Annotated in this window: 14 protein-coding genes; 9 read left to right on the top strand and 5 right to left on the bottom strand. The window is 71.5% G+C overall.

The genetic code is table 11. The features are described 5' to 3' along the window. Positions 1-32: 32 nt before the first annotated feature. On the bottom strand, positions 33-587 hold the full coding sequence (gene msrA, locus ACK4LS_RS07050) for a peptide-methionine (S)-S-oxide reductase MsrA (protein ID WP_409715251.1): 555 nt from the start codon (positions 585-587) through the stop codon (positions 33-35). Between the two features lie 47 nt (positions 588-634). Then, positions 635-1,093 carry a peptide-methionine (R)-S-oxide reductase MsrB gene (gene msrB / locus ACK4LS_RS07045; RefSeq protein WP_409715248.1) on the bottom strand — a complete coding sequence of 153 codons (459 nt, stop codon included), beginning with the start codon at positions 1,091-1,093 and terminating at the stop codon, positions 635-637. 188 nt (positions 1,094-1,281) lie between these two features. On the opposite strand from msrB, the gene ACK4LS_RS07040 reads away from it, so the two are divergent. Then, positions 1,282-2,109 (top strand): SDR family NAD(P)-dependent oxidoreductase, encoded by an 828-nt coding sequence (locus ACK4LS_RS07040; RefSeq protein ID WP_409715245.1) that lies wholly within the window; start codon positions 1,282-1,284, stop codon positions 2,107-2,109. 94 nt (positions 2,110-2,203) lie between these two features. Here ACK4LS_RS07040 and ACK4LS_RS07035 read toward each other — a convergent pair whose 3' ends face one another. Next, complete coding sequence (locus ACK4LS_RS07035; RefSeq protein WP_409715242.1) at positions 2,204-2,515, bottom strand: hypothetical protein; 312 nt, start codon at positions 2,513-2,515, stop codon at positions 2,204-2,206. Between the two features lie 221 nt (positions 2,516-2,736). Between ACK4LS_RS07035 and ACK4LS_RS07030 the strand changes: the two genes are divergently transcribed. The 5 genes from ACK4LS_RS07030 (at position 2,737) to ACK4LS_RS07010 (ending at position 8,897) form a co-directional block, all read left to right on the top strand. After that, complete coding sequence (locus ACK4LS_RS07030; protein WP_409715239.1) at positions 2,737-3,429, top strand: NUDIX hydrolase; 693 nt, start codon at positions 2,737-2,739, stop codon at positions 3,427-3,429. A gap of 63 nt (positions 3,430-3,492) precedes the next feature. Beyond that, complete coding sequence (gene pgi, locus ACK4LS_RS07025) at positions 3,493-5,172, top strand: glucose-6-phosphate isomerase (protein WP_409715236.1); 1,680 nt, start codon at positions 3,493-3,495, stop codon at positions 5,170-5,172. Between the two features lie 370 nt (positions 5,173-5,542). Beyond that, on the top strand, positions 5,543-6,451 hold the full coding sequence (locus tag ACK4LS_RS07020) for a phospholipase (protein ID WP_409715233.1): 909 nt from the start codon (positions 5,543-5,545) through the stop codon (positions 6,449-6,451). 102 nt (positions 6,452-6,553) lie between these two features. Continuing rightward, complete coding sequence (locus ACK4LS_RS07015) at positions 6,554-7,132, top strand: PadR family transcriptional regulator (protein WP_409715230.1); 579 nt, start codon at positions 6,554-6,556, stop codon at positions 7,130-7,132. A gap of 52 nt (positions 7,133-7,184) precedes the next feature. Further along, positions 7,185-8,897, top strand: a complete 1,713-nt coding sequence (locus ACK4LS_RS07010; RefSeq protein ID WP_409715227.1) for an ABC1 kinase family protein — start codon at positions 7,185-7,187, stop codon at positions 8,895-8,897. A gap of 27 nt (positions 8,898-8,924) precedes the next feature. Here the strand turns inward: ACK4LS_RS07010 and ACK4LS_RS07005 are convergent, their stop codons facing one another. Next, a complete protein-coding gene (locus ACK4LS_RS07005; RefSeq protein WP_409715225.1) occupies positions 8,925-10,046 on the bottom strand; it encodes a hypothetical protein in 1,122 nt (373 codons plus the stop codon). 66 nt (positions 10,047-10,112) lie between these two features. Between ACK4LS_RS07005 and ACK4LS_RS07000 the strand changes: the two genes are divergently transcribed. Further along, positions 10,113-13,214: a DEAD/DEAH box helicase family protein gene (locus ACK4LS_RS07000; RefSeq protein ID WP_409715222.1), complete on the top strand. Its 3,102-nt coding sequence runs from the start codon at positions 10,113-10,115 to the stop codon at positions 13,212-13,214. A 42-nt stretch (positions 13,215-13,256) separates the two neighbouring features. Here the strand turns inward: ACK4LS_RS07000 and ACK4LS_RS06995 are convergent, their stop codons facing one another. Then, the gene (locus ACK4LS_RS06995) at positions 13,257-14,258 is read right to left on the bottom strand and encodes a lytic transglycosylase domain-containing protein (RefSeq protein ID WP_409715219.1); all 1,002 of its coding nucleotides are present in this window, start codon (positions 14,256-14,258) and stop codon (positions 13,257-13,259) included. A 455-nt stretch (positions 14,259-14,713) separates the two neighbouring features. On the opposite strand from ACK4LS_RS06995, the gene rpsA reads away from it, so the two are divergent. Then, the gene (gene rpsA / locus ACK4LS_RS06990; RefSeq protein WP_409715216.1) at positions 14,714-16,168 is read left to right on the top strand and encodes a 30S ribosomal protein S1; all 1,455 of its coding nucleotides are present in this window, start codon (positions 14,714-14,716) and stop codon (positions 16,166-16,168) included. 105 nt (positions 16,169-16,273) lie between these two features. After that, the gene (locus ACK4LS_RS06985; RefSeq protein ID WP_409715213.1) at positions 16,274-16,450 is read left to right on the top strand and encodes a hypothetical protein; all 177 of its coding nucleotides are present in this window, start codon (positions 16,274-16,276) and stop codon (positions 16,448-16,450) included. The last annotated feature ends 859 nt before the right edge of the window (positions 16,451-17,309 follow it).

The following is a 17,309-nucleotide window of genomic DNA, read 5'->3' as shown; positions in this document are numbered from 1 at the left end:
GATGCCGTGGCATCCGGGCCCGCGTCGGCCTCTCAGGCGGAGGCTTCCTCGCGCTTGGGCAGCACCCAGCCGGGGCGCACGAAGTGGCACGTGTACCCGTTCGGGATGCGAATCAGGTAGTCCTGGTGCTCGGGCTCGGCTTCCCAGAACGGGGCCTCGGGCTCGATCGTGGTGACGACCTCGGCGGGCCAGATGCCCGATGCGTCGACGTCGGCGATCGTGTCGCGGGCGACCTGCTCCTGCTCGGGTGAGAGCGGGAAGATGGCCGAGCGATAGCTCGTGCCGATGTCGTTGCCCTGACGGTTCAGGGTCGACGGGTCGTGGATCTGGAAGAAGAACGCCAGGATGTCGCGGTAGGTCGTGCGGGTGGGGTCGAAGACGATCTCGACGGCCTCGGCGTGACCGGGGTGGTTGCGGTAGGTGGGGTGGTCGTTCTGCCCGCCCGTGTAGCCGACGCGCGTGTCGAGCACGCCGGGCTGACGACGGATGAGGTCTTCGACACCCCAGAAGCAGCCGCCCGCGAGGACGGCGGTCTCGGTGCCGGGGCGGCGGGTGATCTCGCCGGTGTCGGTGGGTCCGCTGGTCATGTTCTGGCTCCTTTTGCCGGGACGGGGGGAGAAGAGGGAGAAGAGGTTCACGAGGCGCGGCTCTCGCGGAACAGCGAGACGTATGCGCCGTAGCCCTGGGCCTCGAGGTCGGCGGCGGGCACGAACCGCAACGCCGCCGAGTTCATGCAGTATCTCAGGCCGCCGGCCTGGCGCGGGCCGTCGTCGAAGACGTGCCCGAGGTGGCTGTCGGCGCCCGAGGAGCGCACCTCCGTGCGCGTCATCCACAGCGTGCGATCGGTCTTGGACACGACCGCCGCGTCGTCGATGGGCCGGGTGAAGCTCGGCCAGCCCGATCCGCTCTCGAACTTGTCGGTCGAGGAGAACAGCGGCTGTCCCGATACGACATCGACGTAGATGCCGTCCTCGTGGTTGTCCCAGTACTCGTTGCGGAACGGCGGCTCGGTGGCGTCGTCCTGCGTGACGGCGAACTGGCGGTCGGTGAGGCGGCCGAGCGCCTCCGACGTCTTCCGGTACTCCGTGCTCACGGTGCGTGTCCCTTCGTCAGGACGCCCTGGAGCGGGCGTCATGAGAGAGAACGCCGACCGGGCCGGATTTGGTCCCGCGGGGCTGGGAGCGGGCTGTGAGTTCCCGGCGCGGGCGGATGCCGAGGGCAAGCCCCGCCTGCGGCCCCGGCGACGCGGTTAGCGTGGCCGGACACGACCAGGAGGTTCACATGACCCGCACCATCGTTCTCACCGGGGCCAGCGACGGCATCGGCGCCGCGTCGGCGAGACAGCTCGCGCAGCTCGGCGAGGAGGTCGTGGTCGTCGGCCGCAACCCCGAGAAGACGGCGCGCGTGGCGCGGTCGCTGGGCGCGGAGTCGTTCGTCGCCGACTTCAGCGATCTGGCGCAGGTGCGCGAACTCGCGGCATCCCTGCTCGAGGCGTACCCCCGCATCGACGTGCTCGCCAACAACGCCGGGGGTGTGTTCGGCGAGCGCACGCTGACGACCGACGGGTTCGAGACGACCTTCCAGGTGAACCATCTCGCCCCGTTCCTGCTGACGAACCTGCTGCTCGAGCGGCTCATCGCCTCCCGGGCATCGGTGATCCAGACCTCCAGCGCGGCGGCGAAACTGTTCCCGCGTTTCGACATCGACGATCTGCAGGGCGAACGCCGCTACTCCTCGACCGCGGCGTACGGCAACGCGAAGCTCGCCAACGTGCTGTTCACGAAGGAGCTGAACCGGCGCTTCGGCGATCAGGGGCTGTCGGCGGTGGCCTTCCACCCCGGCGTGATCGCCTCGAACTTCGGGGCGTCCAGCAGCGGCCCGTGGAAGTTCCTCTACGGCGGGCCGCTCGCCCAGCGGCTCATGACCTCCACGTCCGTGGGCGGAGCCCGACTGACCTGGCTCGCGCTCGGCAAGCCCGGCGTGGACTGGGAGCCCGGCGGGTTCTACGCCAACAACCGTCCCTCGAAGACCAACCGCATCGCCGACGACCCCGCCGTGGCGAAGCAGCTGTGGGAGCGCAGCGCAGTGCTCGCGGACCTGCCGATGTGAGGACCGGGCGGTCGCCGCGCCGCGAGCGAACCCGTCGACACATCGGGGCGGTGCCCCGGGGCGACGCTCGGCCTCGGGGGAGTCGTCGCGGCGATCACCGCGCGCCGGCCCGGGGCGGGCGCACGTCCCATCCGAATCGCTCCAGGGCGTCGTGCAGGCGGCGGGCCTGAGCCCAGGCGATCTCGCCCGCCACGTCCGAGTAGACGTCGATCGCGAAGGGCGGCGGGTCGGCGAACTTCGGGATCTCCACCTCGGCCCACGCGTGCGGGGCCAGCCAGACGCGCGGGCGCGCCGTGCCGGGATCCTCGACGCCCCCGTCGGCGGCGAAGGCGATCGCGTCGAGGGCGTCGATCTTCGTGATCGGCATGTTCACCACGAGCGTCACCGCGTGCAGTCCCTGCGTCATCTTCGACCTCCCGTCGGATCATCCTCACACGGGGAGGGTCGCCCCGGGCCGCAGAGCGGGGCGGCGGGCTCGCGATGCCGCCCGGGCGACTGCACCCGCACGGCTCCCGGTCCTCGGACCGGGTTCTCCCGGCGGGCCCCGGCGTCGACGACCTCGCCCGGACGGGCGGCGGCAGCGGCCGGGAGAGCGCTATGCCCGCCCGCTCGGCGTAGCCTCGATCCATGCCCTCGCCGCGCGTGCAGCTGGAAGATCTCGTCCGCCACCCGCGCGCCGATGCGTTCTCGGCGCTGCGCGCCCTCCCCGTCGAGGGGCAGGCGCGGGCGGCGGCGGTGCTCATCCTGTTCGGCGTGCTCGACGGCATCCCGAGCGATCGGGCGGCGCCCGGCGTTCCGCGCGACCTCGATGTGCTGCTGCTCGCCCGAGCCAGCACGCTGCGCGCGCATCCCGGCCAGGTGGCGTTCCCTGGCGGTCGTGTGGACCCCGGGGATGCGGATGCCGTGGCCGCGGCGCTGCGCGAGGCGCGCGAGGAGACGGGTCTGGACCCGGCCGGGGTCGAGGTGCTGGGCGCCCTCGAGCCCGTCCCGCTCGCGTTCTCGCGGCACGAGGTGACCCCGGTCCTGGGGTGGTGGAGCAGTCCCTCCCCCGTGCGCGCCGTCGACGCGGCCGAGTCGGCCGAGGTGTTCCGTGCCCCCGTGGCCGAGCTCCTCGACCCCGAGCGGCGGGGGGTGACGGTCGTGCGTCGCGACGGCCGCGAGTGGCGGGGCCCCGCGTTCGCGATCCGGACGGCTCGCGGACCGCAGACGGTCTGGGGCTTCACCGCGATGCTCCTCGACGGGCTCTTCGACCGCCTGGGGTGGACCGAGCCGTGGGATGCCACGCGCGAGATCGCCCTGCCCGCCCTGAGCGGTGCCTAGCTCTTTCCGCGCTGTTCGTCATCCGGCCTCCCTCGATGGCCGAGTCTCGCTAGCGTGGGGTGCGTGACTGCGCCTATCGACCCCACCACCACCTCCGCCTGGTCCCGCCTCACCGCTCTGCGCGACGACTTCCAGCCCGACCTGCGCGGCTGGTTCGCCGCCGACGCCGATCGGGCGAGCGATCTCACCCGCTCGGTGGGCGACCTGCACGTCGACCTCTCGAAGAACCTCGTCACCCCCGACGTGCTCGACGCCCTCGTCGCCCTGGCCGACGAGACCGGTGTGACCGAGCGGTTCGCCGAGATGCTGCGGGGCGTGCACCTGAACACCAGCGAAGACCGCGCCGTGCTGCACACCGCACTGCGCCGTCCGGCCGGGGCGCAGCCCGCCCTCGTCGTCGACGGGCAGGACGTCGACCGCGACGTGCACGAGGTGCTCGACCGCCTGAGCGCCTTCGCCGCGCGAGTGCGCTCGGGAGAGTGGCGCGGGGTCACGGGCAAGAAGGTCACGCACGTGGTCAACATCGGCATCGGCGGCAGCGACCTCGGTCCGGTCATGGTCTACGAGGCGCTCCTTCCCTACGCCGACGCCGGTATCCACGCCCGCTTCGTCTCCAACATCGACCCCACCGACATCGCGCAGAAGACCGCCGACCTCGACCCCGAGACCACGCTCTTCGTCGTCGCCTCGAAGACCTTCACCACGCTCGAGACGCTCACCAACGCGCGTCTGGCCCGCGACTGGCTGTGGAGCGAGCTCGGCACCGCCGGTGCCATCGACGACACGGATGCCGCCCGCACCGACGCCGTCGCCCACCACTTCGTCGCGGTGTCGACGGCTCTCGACAAGGTGTCGGCCTTCGGCATCGACCCCGCCAACGCCTTCGGATTCTGGGACTGGGTCGGCGGTCGGTACTCCGTCGACTCCGCGATCGGCCTCTCGCTGGCCATCACGCTCGGCCCCGAGGCGTTCCGCGAGCTGCTCGCCGGCTTCCACCTGGTCGACGAGCACGTGGCATCCACCCCGGTCGCCCGGAACGTGCCCGTGCTGATGGGGCTGCTGAACGTCTGGTACACGAACTTCCTCGGCGCGCAGTCCCACGCCGTGCTGCCGTATGCGCAGCAGTTGCACCGTTTCGCCGCGTACCTGCAGCAGCTGACCATGGAGTCCAACGGGAAGTCGGTGCGGTGGGACGGCTCGCCCGTCACCACCGACACGGGCGAGGTGTTCTGGGGGGAGCCCGGCACGAACGGGCAGCACGCCTTCTATCAGCTCATCCACCAGGGAACTCGCCTGATCCCGGCCGACTTCATCGCCTTCGTCAACCCGGCCTACCCGCTGTCCGACGACGGACGCGACGTGCACGGGCTGTTCCTGGCGAACTTCCTGGCGCAGACCAAGGCACTCGCCTTCGGCAAGACCGCCGACGAGGTCGAGGCCGAGGGGACCACCGGCGCGCTCGTGGCCGCCCGCACCTTCCCCGGCAACCGTCCGACGACGTCGATCTTCGCTCCGTCGCTGACGCCCTCGGTGCTGGGTCAGCTCATCGCGCTGTACGAGCACATCGTGTTCACGCAGGGCACCATCTGGGGCATCAACTCGTTCGACCAGTGGGGCGTCGAGCTGGGCAAGCAGCTCGCGCTGCAGATCGCCCCCGCCATCGAGGGCGACGAGGAGGCTCTGGCGGCTCAGGACGCGTCCACCCGGGCGCTTCTCGACTACTACCGCGCGCACCGCTCCTGAGGCCCACCCGGGTCGGCTGACGCCGAGCGGGCCGGTCCGGCGATTTTCCACGCCGGCCGGCCCGCTTCGTCTTTGCCGTGGGGGAGTGACTTCGTGCCGGGCGGACGCCTGCCCGGGGCCGTGCGCGCGATGAGAAAACACCGGTTCACGCGCCTCTTTACGGTCGCGCGGTGACCGCGGCTCCCATCCCCTGCCGGGGCCTCCGCGCGGCCGCGCCGGCACCGGGCGGGGGGCGCTCCTCTCACGTGGCGTTCAGGTAACGAAGAGATAACGCTCAGAACCGGCCCTCACACTCGGGGACTTGTGTCGACCCGAACGACACCAGATCGCGCTCGATCCCGACGAGCGCGCCCCCGACGAAAGATCGCTCTTGCTCCGTTCCGATGTGAAACTCCAGCACGTCCACCGTGCCCGTCGCACCCTCGTCACCGCCGCCACGTGCGCGGGTCTGGCCCTGGGGCTCGTGGCCACCACCGGTCTCGCGGCCGCCGCACCCGTGTCGCTCCCCGACGCCTCGGCATCCTCGTTCGCCGCCCCCGGCTCCCGCATGCCGGTGTCGACCGCCCCCACCCTCGACGCCGTCACCTCCGGCGCCGATGCGGCCCTCGGCGGGGCGCAGTCGGCGCTCTCGAGCGCGGTCGCGGTGCAGGCCGACGTCGCCGCCACGGGCCTCCCGCTGGCGATCGGCGACCCCGCGATCGACACGGGGGCTCTCCAGGACGCCGTCGACCGTCTCGACTCGCGTGACCTGCTCCCCGTGCTGCTCGTGCCCGCGCTCAGTCAGAACGCAGAGGCCGAGAGCGAGCGCGTGAGCGCGCGCGTCGCCGAGGTCTCCTCGAGCCTCGAGCAGGCGAAGGCCGAGAAGGCCGCGGCGGATGCCGCCGCCGAGGCGCAGCGCCAGGCCGAGGCCGCGGCCGCCGCCGAAGCCCAGCGTCAGGCCGAGGCCGCCGCTGCCCTCGCCCGCGTCAACACCCCCGAGGGGGCGCGCGCCTATGCCGCCCAGCTCGCCGCGGACAGGTACGGCTGGGGCAGTGCGCAGTTCTCGTGCCTGTCGTCGCTGTGGACGAAGGAGTCGGGCTGGAACTACCAGGCCTACAACGACGACGGGGGCGCCACCGGCATCCCGCAGGCGCTCCCCGGGAGCAAGATGGCCACCTTCGGCGCGGACTGGAAGAGCAACGCGGCGACGCAGATCGCCTGGGGTCTCGACTACATCTCCCGCGGGTACGGCAGCCCCTGCAGCGCCTGGAGCCACTCGCAGGCCGTGAACTGGTACTGAGAATCCACCCGACGACACCTCCGAGACGACCCCATTCGCGCTGTCAGCGATATATCGTTATGTATCGCTGACCCAGATCGGGTCCGCGCGAAGGAGGTCGTCATGAGTGGTTCATTCTTGGGAGACGCGTTCGGCGGACGCGGCGGGAGCAACGCCCCCGGGTGGCCGATGTCCAACATCCTCGAGGGGATCGAGCAGCTGCGTACGCAGTTCGAGCAGAAGGCCGGATCGACGCCGCGCATGAACAAGGGCGACGTGCGGTCGGCCGTTCTCTCGCTGCTGCTCGAGCAGCCGATGCACGGGTACCAGATCATCCGCGAGATCGAGGAGCGCAGCGGAGGATCCTGGAAGCCGAGCCCCGGCTCGGTGTACCCCACGCTGCAGCTGCTCACCGACGAGGGCCTCGTGCAGGCCGAGGAGTCCAACGGTCGCAAGACCTACTCGCTCACGGCCGAGGGCCGTGCCGCGGCCGGCGACGAGACCACCGAGCGCACCGCGCCGTGGGAGTCCGCCGGGTCGCGCGACAGCGGGCGCATGACGGCGCTGCCCAAGGCGGGCGTCGAGCTCGCGCAGGCGGCGGCGCAGGTCGCGCGCACGGGCGACAAGGAGCAGGTCGCGGCGGCCGTCGAGATCCTCGACGAGGCCCGTCGTAAGCTCTACTCCATCCTCGCCCAGGGTTGAGGTCGCCCCAGTTCGACGGGGGCTTCGCGCCCGTCGGCATCCAGGAGAACAGATGACCGACGACGCCCTCATGAAGGCCCGCTACCGGCGGATCACGCGGTTCGCCGCGAGGTATCTCGTGCAGGCGTGGTGGTTCGAGTTGTTCCTGCCGCGGTTCGGCCTCGGGTGGATCTCCGCCCGGGGCCGCACACGGCGGCTGCAGCGCATCGCCCAGCGCTTCCACGTGCTCGCGGTGGAGCTGGGCGGGCTCATGATCAAGGTCGGTCAGTTCATGTCGTCGCGCCTCGACGTGCTGCCCCCGGAGATCACCCGGGAACTCGAGGGCCTGCAAGACGAGGTGCCCGCCGTCCCCTTCGATCAGATGCGCGCCCGCGCCGAAGCCGAGCTGGGGATGCCGCTGGAGCGCGCCTTCGCCTCGGTCGACGAGCGACCCCTCGCCGCGGCGTCGCTGGGCCAGGCCCACCGGGCCGTGCTCACCGATGCATCGGCCGAGGAGACCGGCCTGCGCGCGGTGGTGCTGAAGATCCAGCGCCCCGGGATCGATCGCATCGTCGACGTCGACCTGCGCGCGCTGCGCAAGGTGGGGGTGTGGCTGAGCAGGGTCGCGCTCGTTCGCGATCGCGTCGACATGCCCTCCCTCGTCGAGGAGTTCGCCGCCACGAGCCTCGAGGAGATCGACTACCTCCACGAAGCCGCCAACTCGGAGCGCTTCGCCGCGGACTTCGGGGGCGACGGCGGCGTCGCGGTGCCCCAGGTCGTGTGGGAGCGCACGACCCGGCGGGTCCTGACGCTGCAGGACGTCACGGCGATCAAGATCAACGATGTCGATGCCCTCCGCGCCGCCGGCATCGACCCGTCCGAGGTGGCGGCGCGGTTCGCCGACGTGATGTTCGACCAGTTGTTCGACGACGGCTTCTTCCACGCCGACCCGCACCCCGGCAACGTCTTCGTCACCCCCGTTCCGGTCGACCCGGAGGCGAGCGGTCCGGGGGCGAGCGGCCCGGCCTGGCGTTTCACTTTCATCGACTTCGGGATGATGGGGGAGGTGCCGCCGAGTCTGCGCCGCGGCCTTCGTCGCGTGCTCATCGCCGCGGCCTCGCGCGACGGCAAAGGGCTCGTCGACGGCATCCGCGACGTGGGCGTCCTGCTGCCCTCCGCCGACACGGTGCAACTCGAGCGGGCCATGACCCAGCTCTTCTCCCGCTTCGGCGGCATGGGCTTCGCGGAACTGCAGGAGGTCGACCCGCGCGAGTTCCGGGCCTTCGCGGTCGAGTTCGCCGATGTCGTGCGGGCGCTCCCCTTCCAGCTCCCCGAGAACTTCCTCCTGATCGTGCGCGCGATGTCGCTCACGAGTGGGATGTGCAGCGCCCTCGACCCCGCGTTCAACATCTGGGATGCCGTCGAGCCCTACGCGCAGCGCCTCATCCGCGAGGAGAGCGGCAACACGGCGCAGGCGTTCGTGCGCGAGGTGGGCGCGGTCACGGCCGTCACCGCGCGGCTCCCGCGCCGCGTCGACAACCTCGTCTCGCGCTTCGAAGACGGATCGGTCTCGGTGCAGACCCCGCGCATCGAGCGGCGTATGCGCGATCTGGAGCGCATGGTCCGCCGCGTGGTGTCGTCGGTGCTGTTCACGGGGCTGCTGATCGGCGGCATCCTGCTGCAGACCGAGCAGGCGCTGCTCGGCACGCTGCTGATGGTCGCCTCGATCGCCCCTCTGTCGCACGCGCTCCTCGCGGGGGTCGTCGCCCGTCGCAACGGCGGCTGAGCGGGGTCGGCACGGACCGCCCGTGAATCACCGGCCGTCGACGATGGACATGAACCCGGCGAACGCGAAGATCCCCGGCACCACGTAGAGCCCCGTGCGCACGACCGCCCAGACGACACCGCCGACCACGGGCGCCCACCCGGTCTGCGGGGTCCGGGCGTCGAGGCGGCGGCCGTCGGGCGCGATCAGCGGCTGGGGCGGACGCCACGCGGTCGTGGCGCGCGAGCGGGCCGCGACCTCCGTCGCCGCCTGCCCGGCGACGCGCTCGTCGACGTAGCGCCGCGAGGCCTCCACCACGCGGGGCGCCACGTGCGTCAGCACGGCATCCACCCGTTCCCAGTCCGCCGCCGCGGTGTAATCGGCCGCGGACGCGCGGAAGAAGGTGACGCGGTCGTCGCGGATCTCCACGTCGAAGTCGGGGGAGTGGTCGACGAGGGCGGCCATGACGTCCGGGGTGAGGACGTAGAGGGCGTCCGCGCCGTACCCCGAGGGTCCGTAGGCGTGGAACGAGCGATCGAAGTCCCCCTCGAGCGACAGCCGCTGATGGCGGACGATGGATGCCGGCAACCCGCCGCCCGCGCGATCGTTCGAGCGGGAGTCGAGCACGAGGTGCGGCAGGGGCGCGGCGAGCCGCACGCTGGCGTACTGCCGGCGCCGGGCGCGGGGCGCCCGCGCGCGGACGGTGCCGAACTCGACGTCCGCGGCCGCGAACCGCGGGTACTCGCGCACGCCCACGCTGTGATCGGTGACCAGCGACGAGAAGGTGGCCGCGGCGCTCGGGCGCGGGTGGTAGCCGTTGGCGAGCGCGGTGAGGTCGCGTCGTCCGAGTCGCAACCGGGCGCGACCCGCGACGGGCCGGAGAGACCAGCGCCACAGCAGCACGGTGCCGACGAGCCAGACCGCGAGTACGGCCAGCGAGACGCCGAGAGCCGTCGCGTCGGCCGGGCGCACCTCCCCGTCCTGCAGGGCGTCGACCTGCACGCCGATCCCGACGAACATGATCGACAGGAACCACAGCACGAGGGCGTTGTTGACGTGCAGCAGCACCTGGCGCTTCGTGGGGACCCAGCTCGGGCGCGGATGCGGCCTCGCCGCGGCGAGCGCGGCGGCCACCTCCTCGGCGGGGGCGTGCATCCAACGCAGGTCCACTCGTCGTCCCTTTCCGGCGGAGGGGTGACCGCCTGGCCGCGAGGGGCCGTTCCCTAGACTGGCCCGGTGCCGTCCACTTCCGCCCGCCCTCTCTCGGCGTGGCGTTTCGACGGTACTCTGCGCGCCTATCAGGCCGACGCCCTGGAACGCGTCGACGTCGACGCGGGGGAGCCGGTGCACCTGGTCGCCCCTCCCGGCGCCGGCAAGACCTTGCTCGGTCTGTTGCTCGCCGCCCGGCGGGGGCGGCGCGCGGTGGTCTTCGCGCCCACGACGGCGATCCGCGCGCAGTGGACGCGCGCGGCGCGCGACCTCGCCCCGGATGACGCGGACGTGTCGGACGACCCCGCGCGGCCCGCCGATCTGACGGCGCTGACCTACCAGGCGATCAGCGTCGTCGATTCCGAGACCCCGTTCGCCGGCCTCGCCCGTCGGCGCTGGCTCGACGAGCTCGAGCGCGACGACCGCGATCCCGGTGCGGCCGAGAGTTGGCTCGACGAGCTGCGCGAGAGCAATCCCTCGGCGTATCGGCGCGGCATCCGTTCCCGTTCGCGCCGCATCCGCCGAACGCTCGCCACGCAGGATGCCGGGGCACTTGCGGCGGCGCTCCATCCCAACGCCCGCGCGCTGCTGGAGCGCTTGGTCGACGCCGGCGTCGAGACCGTCGTGCTCGACGAGTGCCATCACCTGCTCGATCACTGGGCGCTCGTGGTGGCGGCCCTGGTCGCCCGGGTGCGGGCGGCGGGCGGGGAGCCCCTCGTGATCGGGCTCACCGCGACGTTGCCGTCTCCCGACGACGCCGACGAGTACGACAACTACGTCTCGCTCCTCGGCGAGGTCGACCTCGAGGTGCCGGTGCCCGCCGTCGTGCGCGAGGGCGACCTCGCGCCGTACCGCGATCTCGTGCACGTCGTCGAGCCGACCCACGAGGAGCGCACCTTCCTCGGCGCGCACGCCGAGGCGCTGCGTCAGGCCCTGCGCGTCACCTTCGCGGTCGGTGAGGGGCGCGCCTTCCTGCTCGACGCGCTGCAGGCGGCCCCACCCGCCGACAGCGCAGGCCCATCCGCCGCCGCGGTCATCGCCCGCGATCCGCTCGAGCCGCCGCCGGCGACGCGCGCACCCATCGCGGCGGTCCCGCCGGTCGTGGTGCCGCCCCGCCACGACGATGTTCCGTCCCCGCCCGCCGTCTCCCACCCGCCCCCGGCCTCCGCCGAGGCCCTCCGCGATCGCTCCGACCGCCGCCGCGCGAGCGCCGCGGACCCGGCGACCGCCGCTATCGATGCGGGCCTCGCCGCCGCCTTTTCCGCCGACTTCGCCGGGGCCGAGGCGGCTGCGGCGATGTTCTCCGTGGTCGCCCCCGATCACCCCGTCGCCGCGCGCCTGCCCGCGGTGGCCCGCCGCCCGCCCACCACCGACGAGACCCTGCGTCTGCTCGGTCGCTACGCCCTCGACCGCGTGCTGCCCGATCCCGCCCGCGCCGACGACTGGCAGCGGCTGCGGCGCCTGCTCGCCGACTTCGGGTACGCCCTCACCGATCACGGCGTGCGACGCACGCGCGACCCGATCGACACGGTCCTCGCCTCGTCGCTCGCGAAAGACCGCGGCGCCTGTGACATCCTCGCCCGCGAGCATGCCGAGCTCGGCGACCGCCTCCGTGCCCTCGTCGTGACCGACTTCGTCACCCACGGCAACGTGCACGGGGGACTCCGCGGCTCCGCGGGAGCCGTGCGCACCTTCTCGGTCGTCTCGACGGATGCCGCCACCGCGACGCTGCGCTCGCTCCTCGTCACGTCGACCACGGTGCGCATCGCCGCCCGCCACGCCGCCGCTCTCGTGCCCGCCCTCTCCCGCGAACTCGGCGTGGCGGTCTCGACCGCGCCGTGCGCCGACGACCCGGTGTCCCTGGAGGTGCTCGGCACCGCCGGAGCGGGCATCGTGGGCGCGGCGTCGCGCCTGCTCTCCACGGGGGAGGTGAGCGTGGTCGTCGGCACCCGGGGACTTTTCGGCGAGGGCTGGGACTGCCCCGCCGTGAACACCCTCGTCGATCTGACCGCGGTCGCGACCGCCTCGGCGACGCAGCAGCTGCGCGGCCGCACGCTCCGCCTCGATCCCGCGTGGCCCGAGAAGACGGCCCACAACTGGACGGTGACGACCCTCCTACCCCCCACGTCCCCGCTCGAGGTGCAACCGGATGCCGCGCGCCTTCGTCGAAAGCACGCGCGGCTGTGGGGCCTCGACGCCGACGATCCCTCCCTCGTGGTCCGCGGCCTCGGAGCGGCTCTCGGGCGCGAACGACGTCGGGCGCTGGATGACGTGGTCGCCAAGGCCGAGGGCTCCTCCCTCGCGGCGGTCGACGGTCTGGACGAGATACCGCCGCGCGCCGAGACCCGGGCGCTGTGGCGCATCGGGACACCGTACGTGGATCGCGAGGAGCTGGCGTCGGTGATGGAGCGGCCCCGGCGCCTGCCGGTGTTCTCGACCTCGGTCGTCGCCGCGCGCGCGATGGGCCTCGCGGTGGCCGCGTCCCTCGGCATCCCGGGACTGGCGATCGTGCTCGCCTTCCACCTGCCGCCCGGTGCCGGTGCTCCCCTCGCGGGCCTCGCCGCGCTGGTGGGTACGGTCGCGGCGGTGCCGTTCGGCGCGGCGTGGCTGCGTACGCGTCGGCAGGCGCGCGACGCCCCGGCGACCCTCGAGCGCATGGCGCGGGCCGTGTGGGCCGCGCTGTCCGAGAGCGGGCGGGTTCAGCCCGGCTCCGGCGCACCCGTGGTCGAGGTGACGCGATCCGACCCGGAGACCCTCGGTCTGGAGGTCCGGATGCCGCGCGCGTCGATCGCCGATCAGCGCACGTTCGCTGCGGCCCTCGAGCAGTTGTGCGGTCCGATCCGAGCGCCGCGGTTCGTGCTCGAGGTCGGTCGCGGCGGCGGCCCGTGGTTCGTGCGCCGCGTCCTCGAGCGCGCGGGCCGTGGAAAGCCCCGGCAGTTCCTCGCGGTCCCCGCGGAGGTGGGACGCCGCCGGGCCGACGCCCAGCGCTTCGTCGCGACCTGGCAGGTGCGCGTGGGGCCCGCGGAGTTGCACGAGGTCTCCGGGCCCGACGACCTCGCCGTGCTCAGCGAAGCGCGCCGCGCCGGAGCGTTCTCCGGGGCGGCGCGCTCGATGATGCGCTGGCGCTGATCGGCCCCGACCACGCGGGGTGGGACCGTTCGGCGCGTGGGCTCAGTACCAGCCGACCGACTGCGAGTGGCCCCAGGCGCTGCACGGGCTGCCGTAGCGGCCCGAGATGTAGCCGAAGCCCCACGCGATCTGCGTCGCGGCGTTGGTCTGCCAGTCCGAACCGGCCGACGACATCTTGCTGCCGGGGAGGGCCTGCGGGATGCCGTACGCGCCGCTGCCGGAGTTCGACGCGCGGTAGTTCCAGCCCGACTCCTTGTTCCACAACGACACCAGGCACGAGAACTGGTCGTCGCCCCAGCCGTATCCCGCGAGCATGCCGCGTGCGGTCGCCTTCGCGCCGGCCGGGCTGTTGTCGCCCGACCCGCCGCCGGACGAGGCGACGGGGGCCGAAGACCCGCCACCGCTGCTCCCGGTGCCGCCGCTGGAGCTGCCGCTGGAGCGCGTCGATGCCGCCTTCTCAGCGGCGGCCTTGTCCGCCGCGGCCTTCGCGGCAGCAGCGGCCTCGGCCTCTTGACGCGCCTTCTCGGCGGCTTCCTCCGCGGCTTTCTTCGCCACGGCGGCGTCCAGTCCGCCGCGCAGCTCGGCGACGCGCTGGTCGACCGTGGTCGTCTCGGCCGTGACGTCGTCGGCGAGGTCGGGCAGGAACGTCGCGGGCAGCGCCTCGGCGGCCTGCAGCCGCGTGGCCGCCTTCTCGAGCGCGGCGGTGTCGACGGTCGCCGGCTGACCGATGTCGAGACCGGATGCCGCGATGTCGGTCTGGACCGCCGCGACGTTCTGCATCGAGGCGGACGCGGCGCTCGTCGCGGCGCGCGCTTCGTCGAGCTCGGGGCCGCGGGCCGCGGTGAGGGCGACGGGGGTCGTCGCCGAGGCGAGCGAGAACGACGCGGTGGACAGGTCGGCGGGGGAGGCCGAGGCGGCCGGAACGGTGCCGGTGAGGGCCGCGGCGGCCACCACGCCCAGCACCAGCGCACCGACGGTGGTCACGGGGCGCCGACGGGTGCGACGGGTGGCCAGACGGCGGTCACGGCGGTTGGCGGGGGGCATCGAATCAAAGTGCATAGAACCGGTTTCACGTGAGGGGGGACGGTGCGGGTGACGCCGTCCGACCCGCGTCAGGCGGGCACGAAACCGGGAGCCTGGCACGCCTGTCTGGACGCCACCTGGGCGGACGGGTCACTCCGACCGGCCCAAAAGCGCCGATCCGGGGCGAATCGTCGCCGTGCGACAGCGGTGCGCGCGTCTCCGGCGACGGCGTGCGACGCGTGCGGCGCACCGCGACGACATGAATGGGGGCCGGTGCGTTAGACTGGGGTGTCACTCGTGGGGCCTCGCCTGTCAGCTGGGCGGGCCCGTGACACCGCACGAACAAATCCGCTTCGCTTCGACCCGTGGCATGCGTTCGCCTTCGGGCGGTCGGATGCCCGATGGCCCCGGTCCGCCGGACCGACGGGCGCAGGAGTCGGAGCCCGACACCAAACCCAACTAGGACAACCCACTACATGACTACCGCAACGACCGCCCCGGCTACCAAGCAGGTCGCGATCAACGACATCGGCTCCGCCGAAGACTTCCTGGCCGCGGTCGAGAAGACGCTCAAGTTCTTCAACGACGGCGACCTCATCGAGGGCACCGTGGTGAAGATCGACCGCGACGAGGTCCTCCTCGACGTCGGTTACAAGACCGAGGGCGTCATCCCCTCCCGCGAGCTCTCGATCAAGCACGACGTCGACCCCAACGAGGTCGTCAACGTCGGCGACCACGTCGAGGCCCTCGTTCTCCAGAAGGAGGACAAGGAAGGCCGCCTCATCCTGTCCAAGAAGCGCGCCCAGTACGAGCGCGCATGGGGCGACGTCGAGAAGATCAAGGAGAACGACGGTGTGGTCACCGGTTCCGTGATCGAGGTCGTCAAGGGTGGTCTCATCGTCGACATCGGCCTCCGCGGCTTCCTCCCGGCTTCGCTCATCGAGCTGCGCCGTGTCCGCGACCTCACGCCGTACCTCGGCCAGGAGATCGAGGCCAAGATCCTCGAGCTCGACAAGAACCGCAACAACGTCGTGCTCTCGCGCCGCGCCCTGCTCGAGCAGACGCAGTCCGAGTCGCGCACCACGTTCCTCAACAACCTCCACAAGGGCCAGGTCCGCAAGGGCACGGTCTCGTCGATCGTCAACTTCGGTGCGTTCGTCGACCTGGGTGGCGTCGACGGTCTTGTCCACGTCTCCGAGCTCTCGTGGAAGCACATCGAGCACGCCTCCGAGGTCGTCGAGGTGGGCCAGGAAGTCACCGTCGAGATCCTCGAGGTCGACCTCGATCGCGAGCGCGTGTCGCTCTCGCTCAAGGCGACGCAGGAAGACCCGTGGCAGGTGTTCGCCCGTACCCACGCGATCGGCCAGATCGCTCCGGGCAAGGTCACCAAGCTGGTTCCGTTCGGTGCGTTCGTCCGCGTGGCCGACGGCATCGAAGGCCTCGTGCACATCTCCGAGCTGTCGGGCAAGCACGTCGAGCTCGCCGAGCAGGTCGTGTCGGTCGGCGAAGAGGTCTTCGTCAAGATCATCGACATCGACCTCGAGCGTCGCCGCATCTCGCTGTCGCTCAAGCAGGCCAACGAATCGGTCGACCCCAACGGCACCGAGTTCGACCCGGCGCTGTACGGCATGGCCACCGAGTACGACGAGCGCGGCGAGTACAAGTACCCCGAGGGCTTCGACCCCGAGTCGGGTGCGTGGCTCGAGGGCTTCGACGCTCAGCGCGAGCAGTGGGAGCAGGAGTACGCCGCTGCCCAGGGTCGCTGGGAGGCCCACAAGGCCGCCGTCGCCAAGGCCCTCGAGGCCGAGGCCGCCAACCCGACGGACGCCGGTTCGTTCGGTGGATCGTTCTCGTCGGAGTCGCCCGTCCAGGGCACCCTCGCCGACGACGAGTCGCTGGCCGCGCTTCGCGAGAAGCTCTCCGGTCGCTGATCCGTCCCGCATCGAAGGCCGGTACCTCCTCGGAGGTGCCGGCCTTCGGTCGTTTCCGGCGCAAGCCCCGGATGCTGTGAATCGGGGCAGTGCACAATGGATGCCATGGCTTCTCGACTTCCCCTTTTGATCACCGTCGCCGGCGTCGCCGTGCTCTTCCTCTCGATCGCTTTCGTGTTCGCCCTGGTCATCGGCGCGATGTTCTTCGGAGGCATCGAGTTCACCGGCGGCCACACGGACGCCGCCGCTGCCACGATCGATGCTTTCCGCCTGACCACTTGACGTCCGGGGCAGCGAGCGGCGGGTCCGGGGGGACCCGGTGTCTGTGACCTGGTGTTTGTGACCCGGTGTCTGTGACCTGGTGTTTGTGACCTGGTGTTTGTGACCTGGTGTTTGTGACCTGGTGTTTGTGACCTGGTGTTTGTGACCTGGTGTCTGTGACCTGGTGTCTGTGACCTGGTGTTTGTGACCTGGTGTTTGTGACCTGGTGTTTGTGACCTGGTGTCTGTGACCTGGTGTCTGTGACCTGGTGTCTGTGACCTGGTGTCCGTGACCTGGTGTCCGTGACCCGGTGCGAGAGACGCCAGGTGAGGGAATCCCGATCGTCGCACTCGGACTCTGAGACCCGGGGGAGGCCTCGGACCGAGACCCCGTCAGCCACCACCGTCTGACAAGCGGGCCGGAGTGCACGTGGCCCCCCGCATCGACCGCGGAGCGCCGCCTCTCGCCACGTGTCGACCGCCGCGTGATTCCGCGGAAAGACGCGCGCGACACGCCCGGGTTGAGGCGCGATTGGCCGAGCGCGTCCTCCGCGCGTAAGTTATTACTTGTTCGCCCCACAGGGGAGAGCGGAGCGGCCGAAAGGCCCCGCGTCCTCTCACGTGGTGAACATCCCAGAACCTGCGCCGGATGGTGTATGGTTTTGGTTCTGGTCATTCGACTGGTTCCCGAGGTTGATCTTTTGAGATCCCAGTGTGGAGTCATGTCCGGATGATCGTTATGGATGTGAATAGCCTCACGGGTAGGTCGAGATGACTGTTTCTGTGGGTGCGTCCGTTCCTTGAGAACTCAACAGCGTGCACTTGTCAAATGCCAATTTATTCCTCGTTGGTCTTCGGACTGCGAGTAATTCCTTTGGATC

This window comes from Microbacterium sp., assembly GCF_046295495.1.
Classification (GTDB): domain Bacteria; phylum Actinomycetota; class Actinomycetes; order Actinomycetales; family Microbacteriaceae; genus Microbacterium.
The sequence above is the reverse complement of the archived record's forward strand: the minus strand, read 5'-3'. Positions and strand labels throughout refer to the sequence as shown.

What these genes read in the sequence shown, in the direction of transcription:
- ACK4LS_RS07015 (WP_409715230.1), top strand. Translation starts at nt 6,554, where the DNA reads ATGAGTGGTTCATTCTTGGGAGACGCGTTCGGCGGACGCGGCGGGAGC.
- msrA (WP_409715251.1), bottom strand. Translation starts at nt 587, where the DNA reads ATGACCAGCGGACCCACCGACACCGGCGAGATCACCCGCCGCCCCGGC.
- ACK4LS_RS07010 (WP_409715227.1), top strand. Translation starts at nt 7,185, where the DNA reads ATGACCGACGACGCCCTCATGAAGGCCCGCTACCGGCGGATCACGCGG.
- ACK4LS_RS07030 (WP_409715239.1), top strand. Translation starts at nt 2,737, where the DNA reads ATGCCCTCGCCGCGCGTGCAGCTGGAAGATCTCGTCCGCCACCCGCGC.
- ACK4LS_RS07035 (WP_409715242.1), bottom strand. Translation starts at nt 2,515, where the DNA reads ATGACGCAGGGACTGCACGCGGTGACGCTCGTGGTGAACATGCCGATC.
- ACK4LS_RS07040 (WP_409715245.1), top strand. Translation starts at nt 1,282, where the DNA reads ATGACCCGCACCATCGTTCTCACCGGGGCCAGCGACGGCATCGGCGCC.
- ACK4LS_RS06995 (WP_409715219.1), bottom strand. Translation starts at nt 14,258, where the DNA reads ATGCCCCCCGCCAACCGCCGTGACCGCCGTCTGGCCACCCGTCGCACC.
- rpsA (WP_409715216.1), top strand. Translation starts at nt 14,714, where the DNA reads ATGACTACCGCAACGACCGCCCCGGCTACCAAGCAGGTCGCGATCAAC.
- ACK4LS_RS06985 (WP_409715213.1), top strand. Translation starts at nt 16,274, where the DNA reads ATGGCTTCTCGACTTCCCCTTTTGATCACCGTCGCCGGCGTCGCCGTG.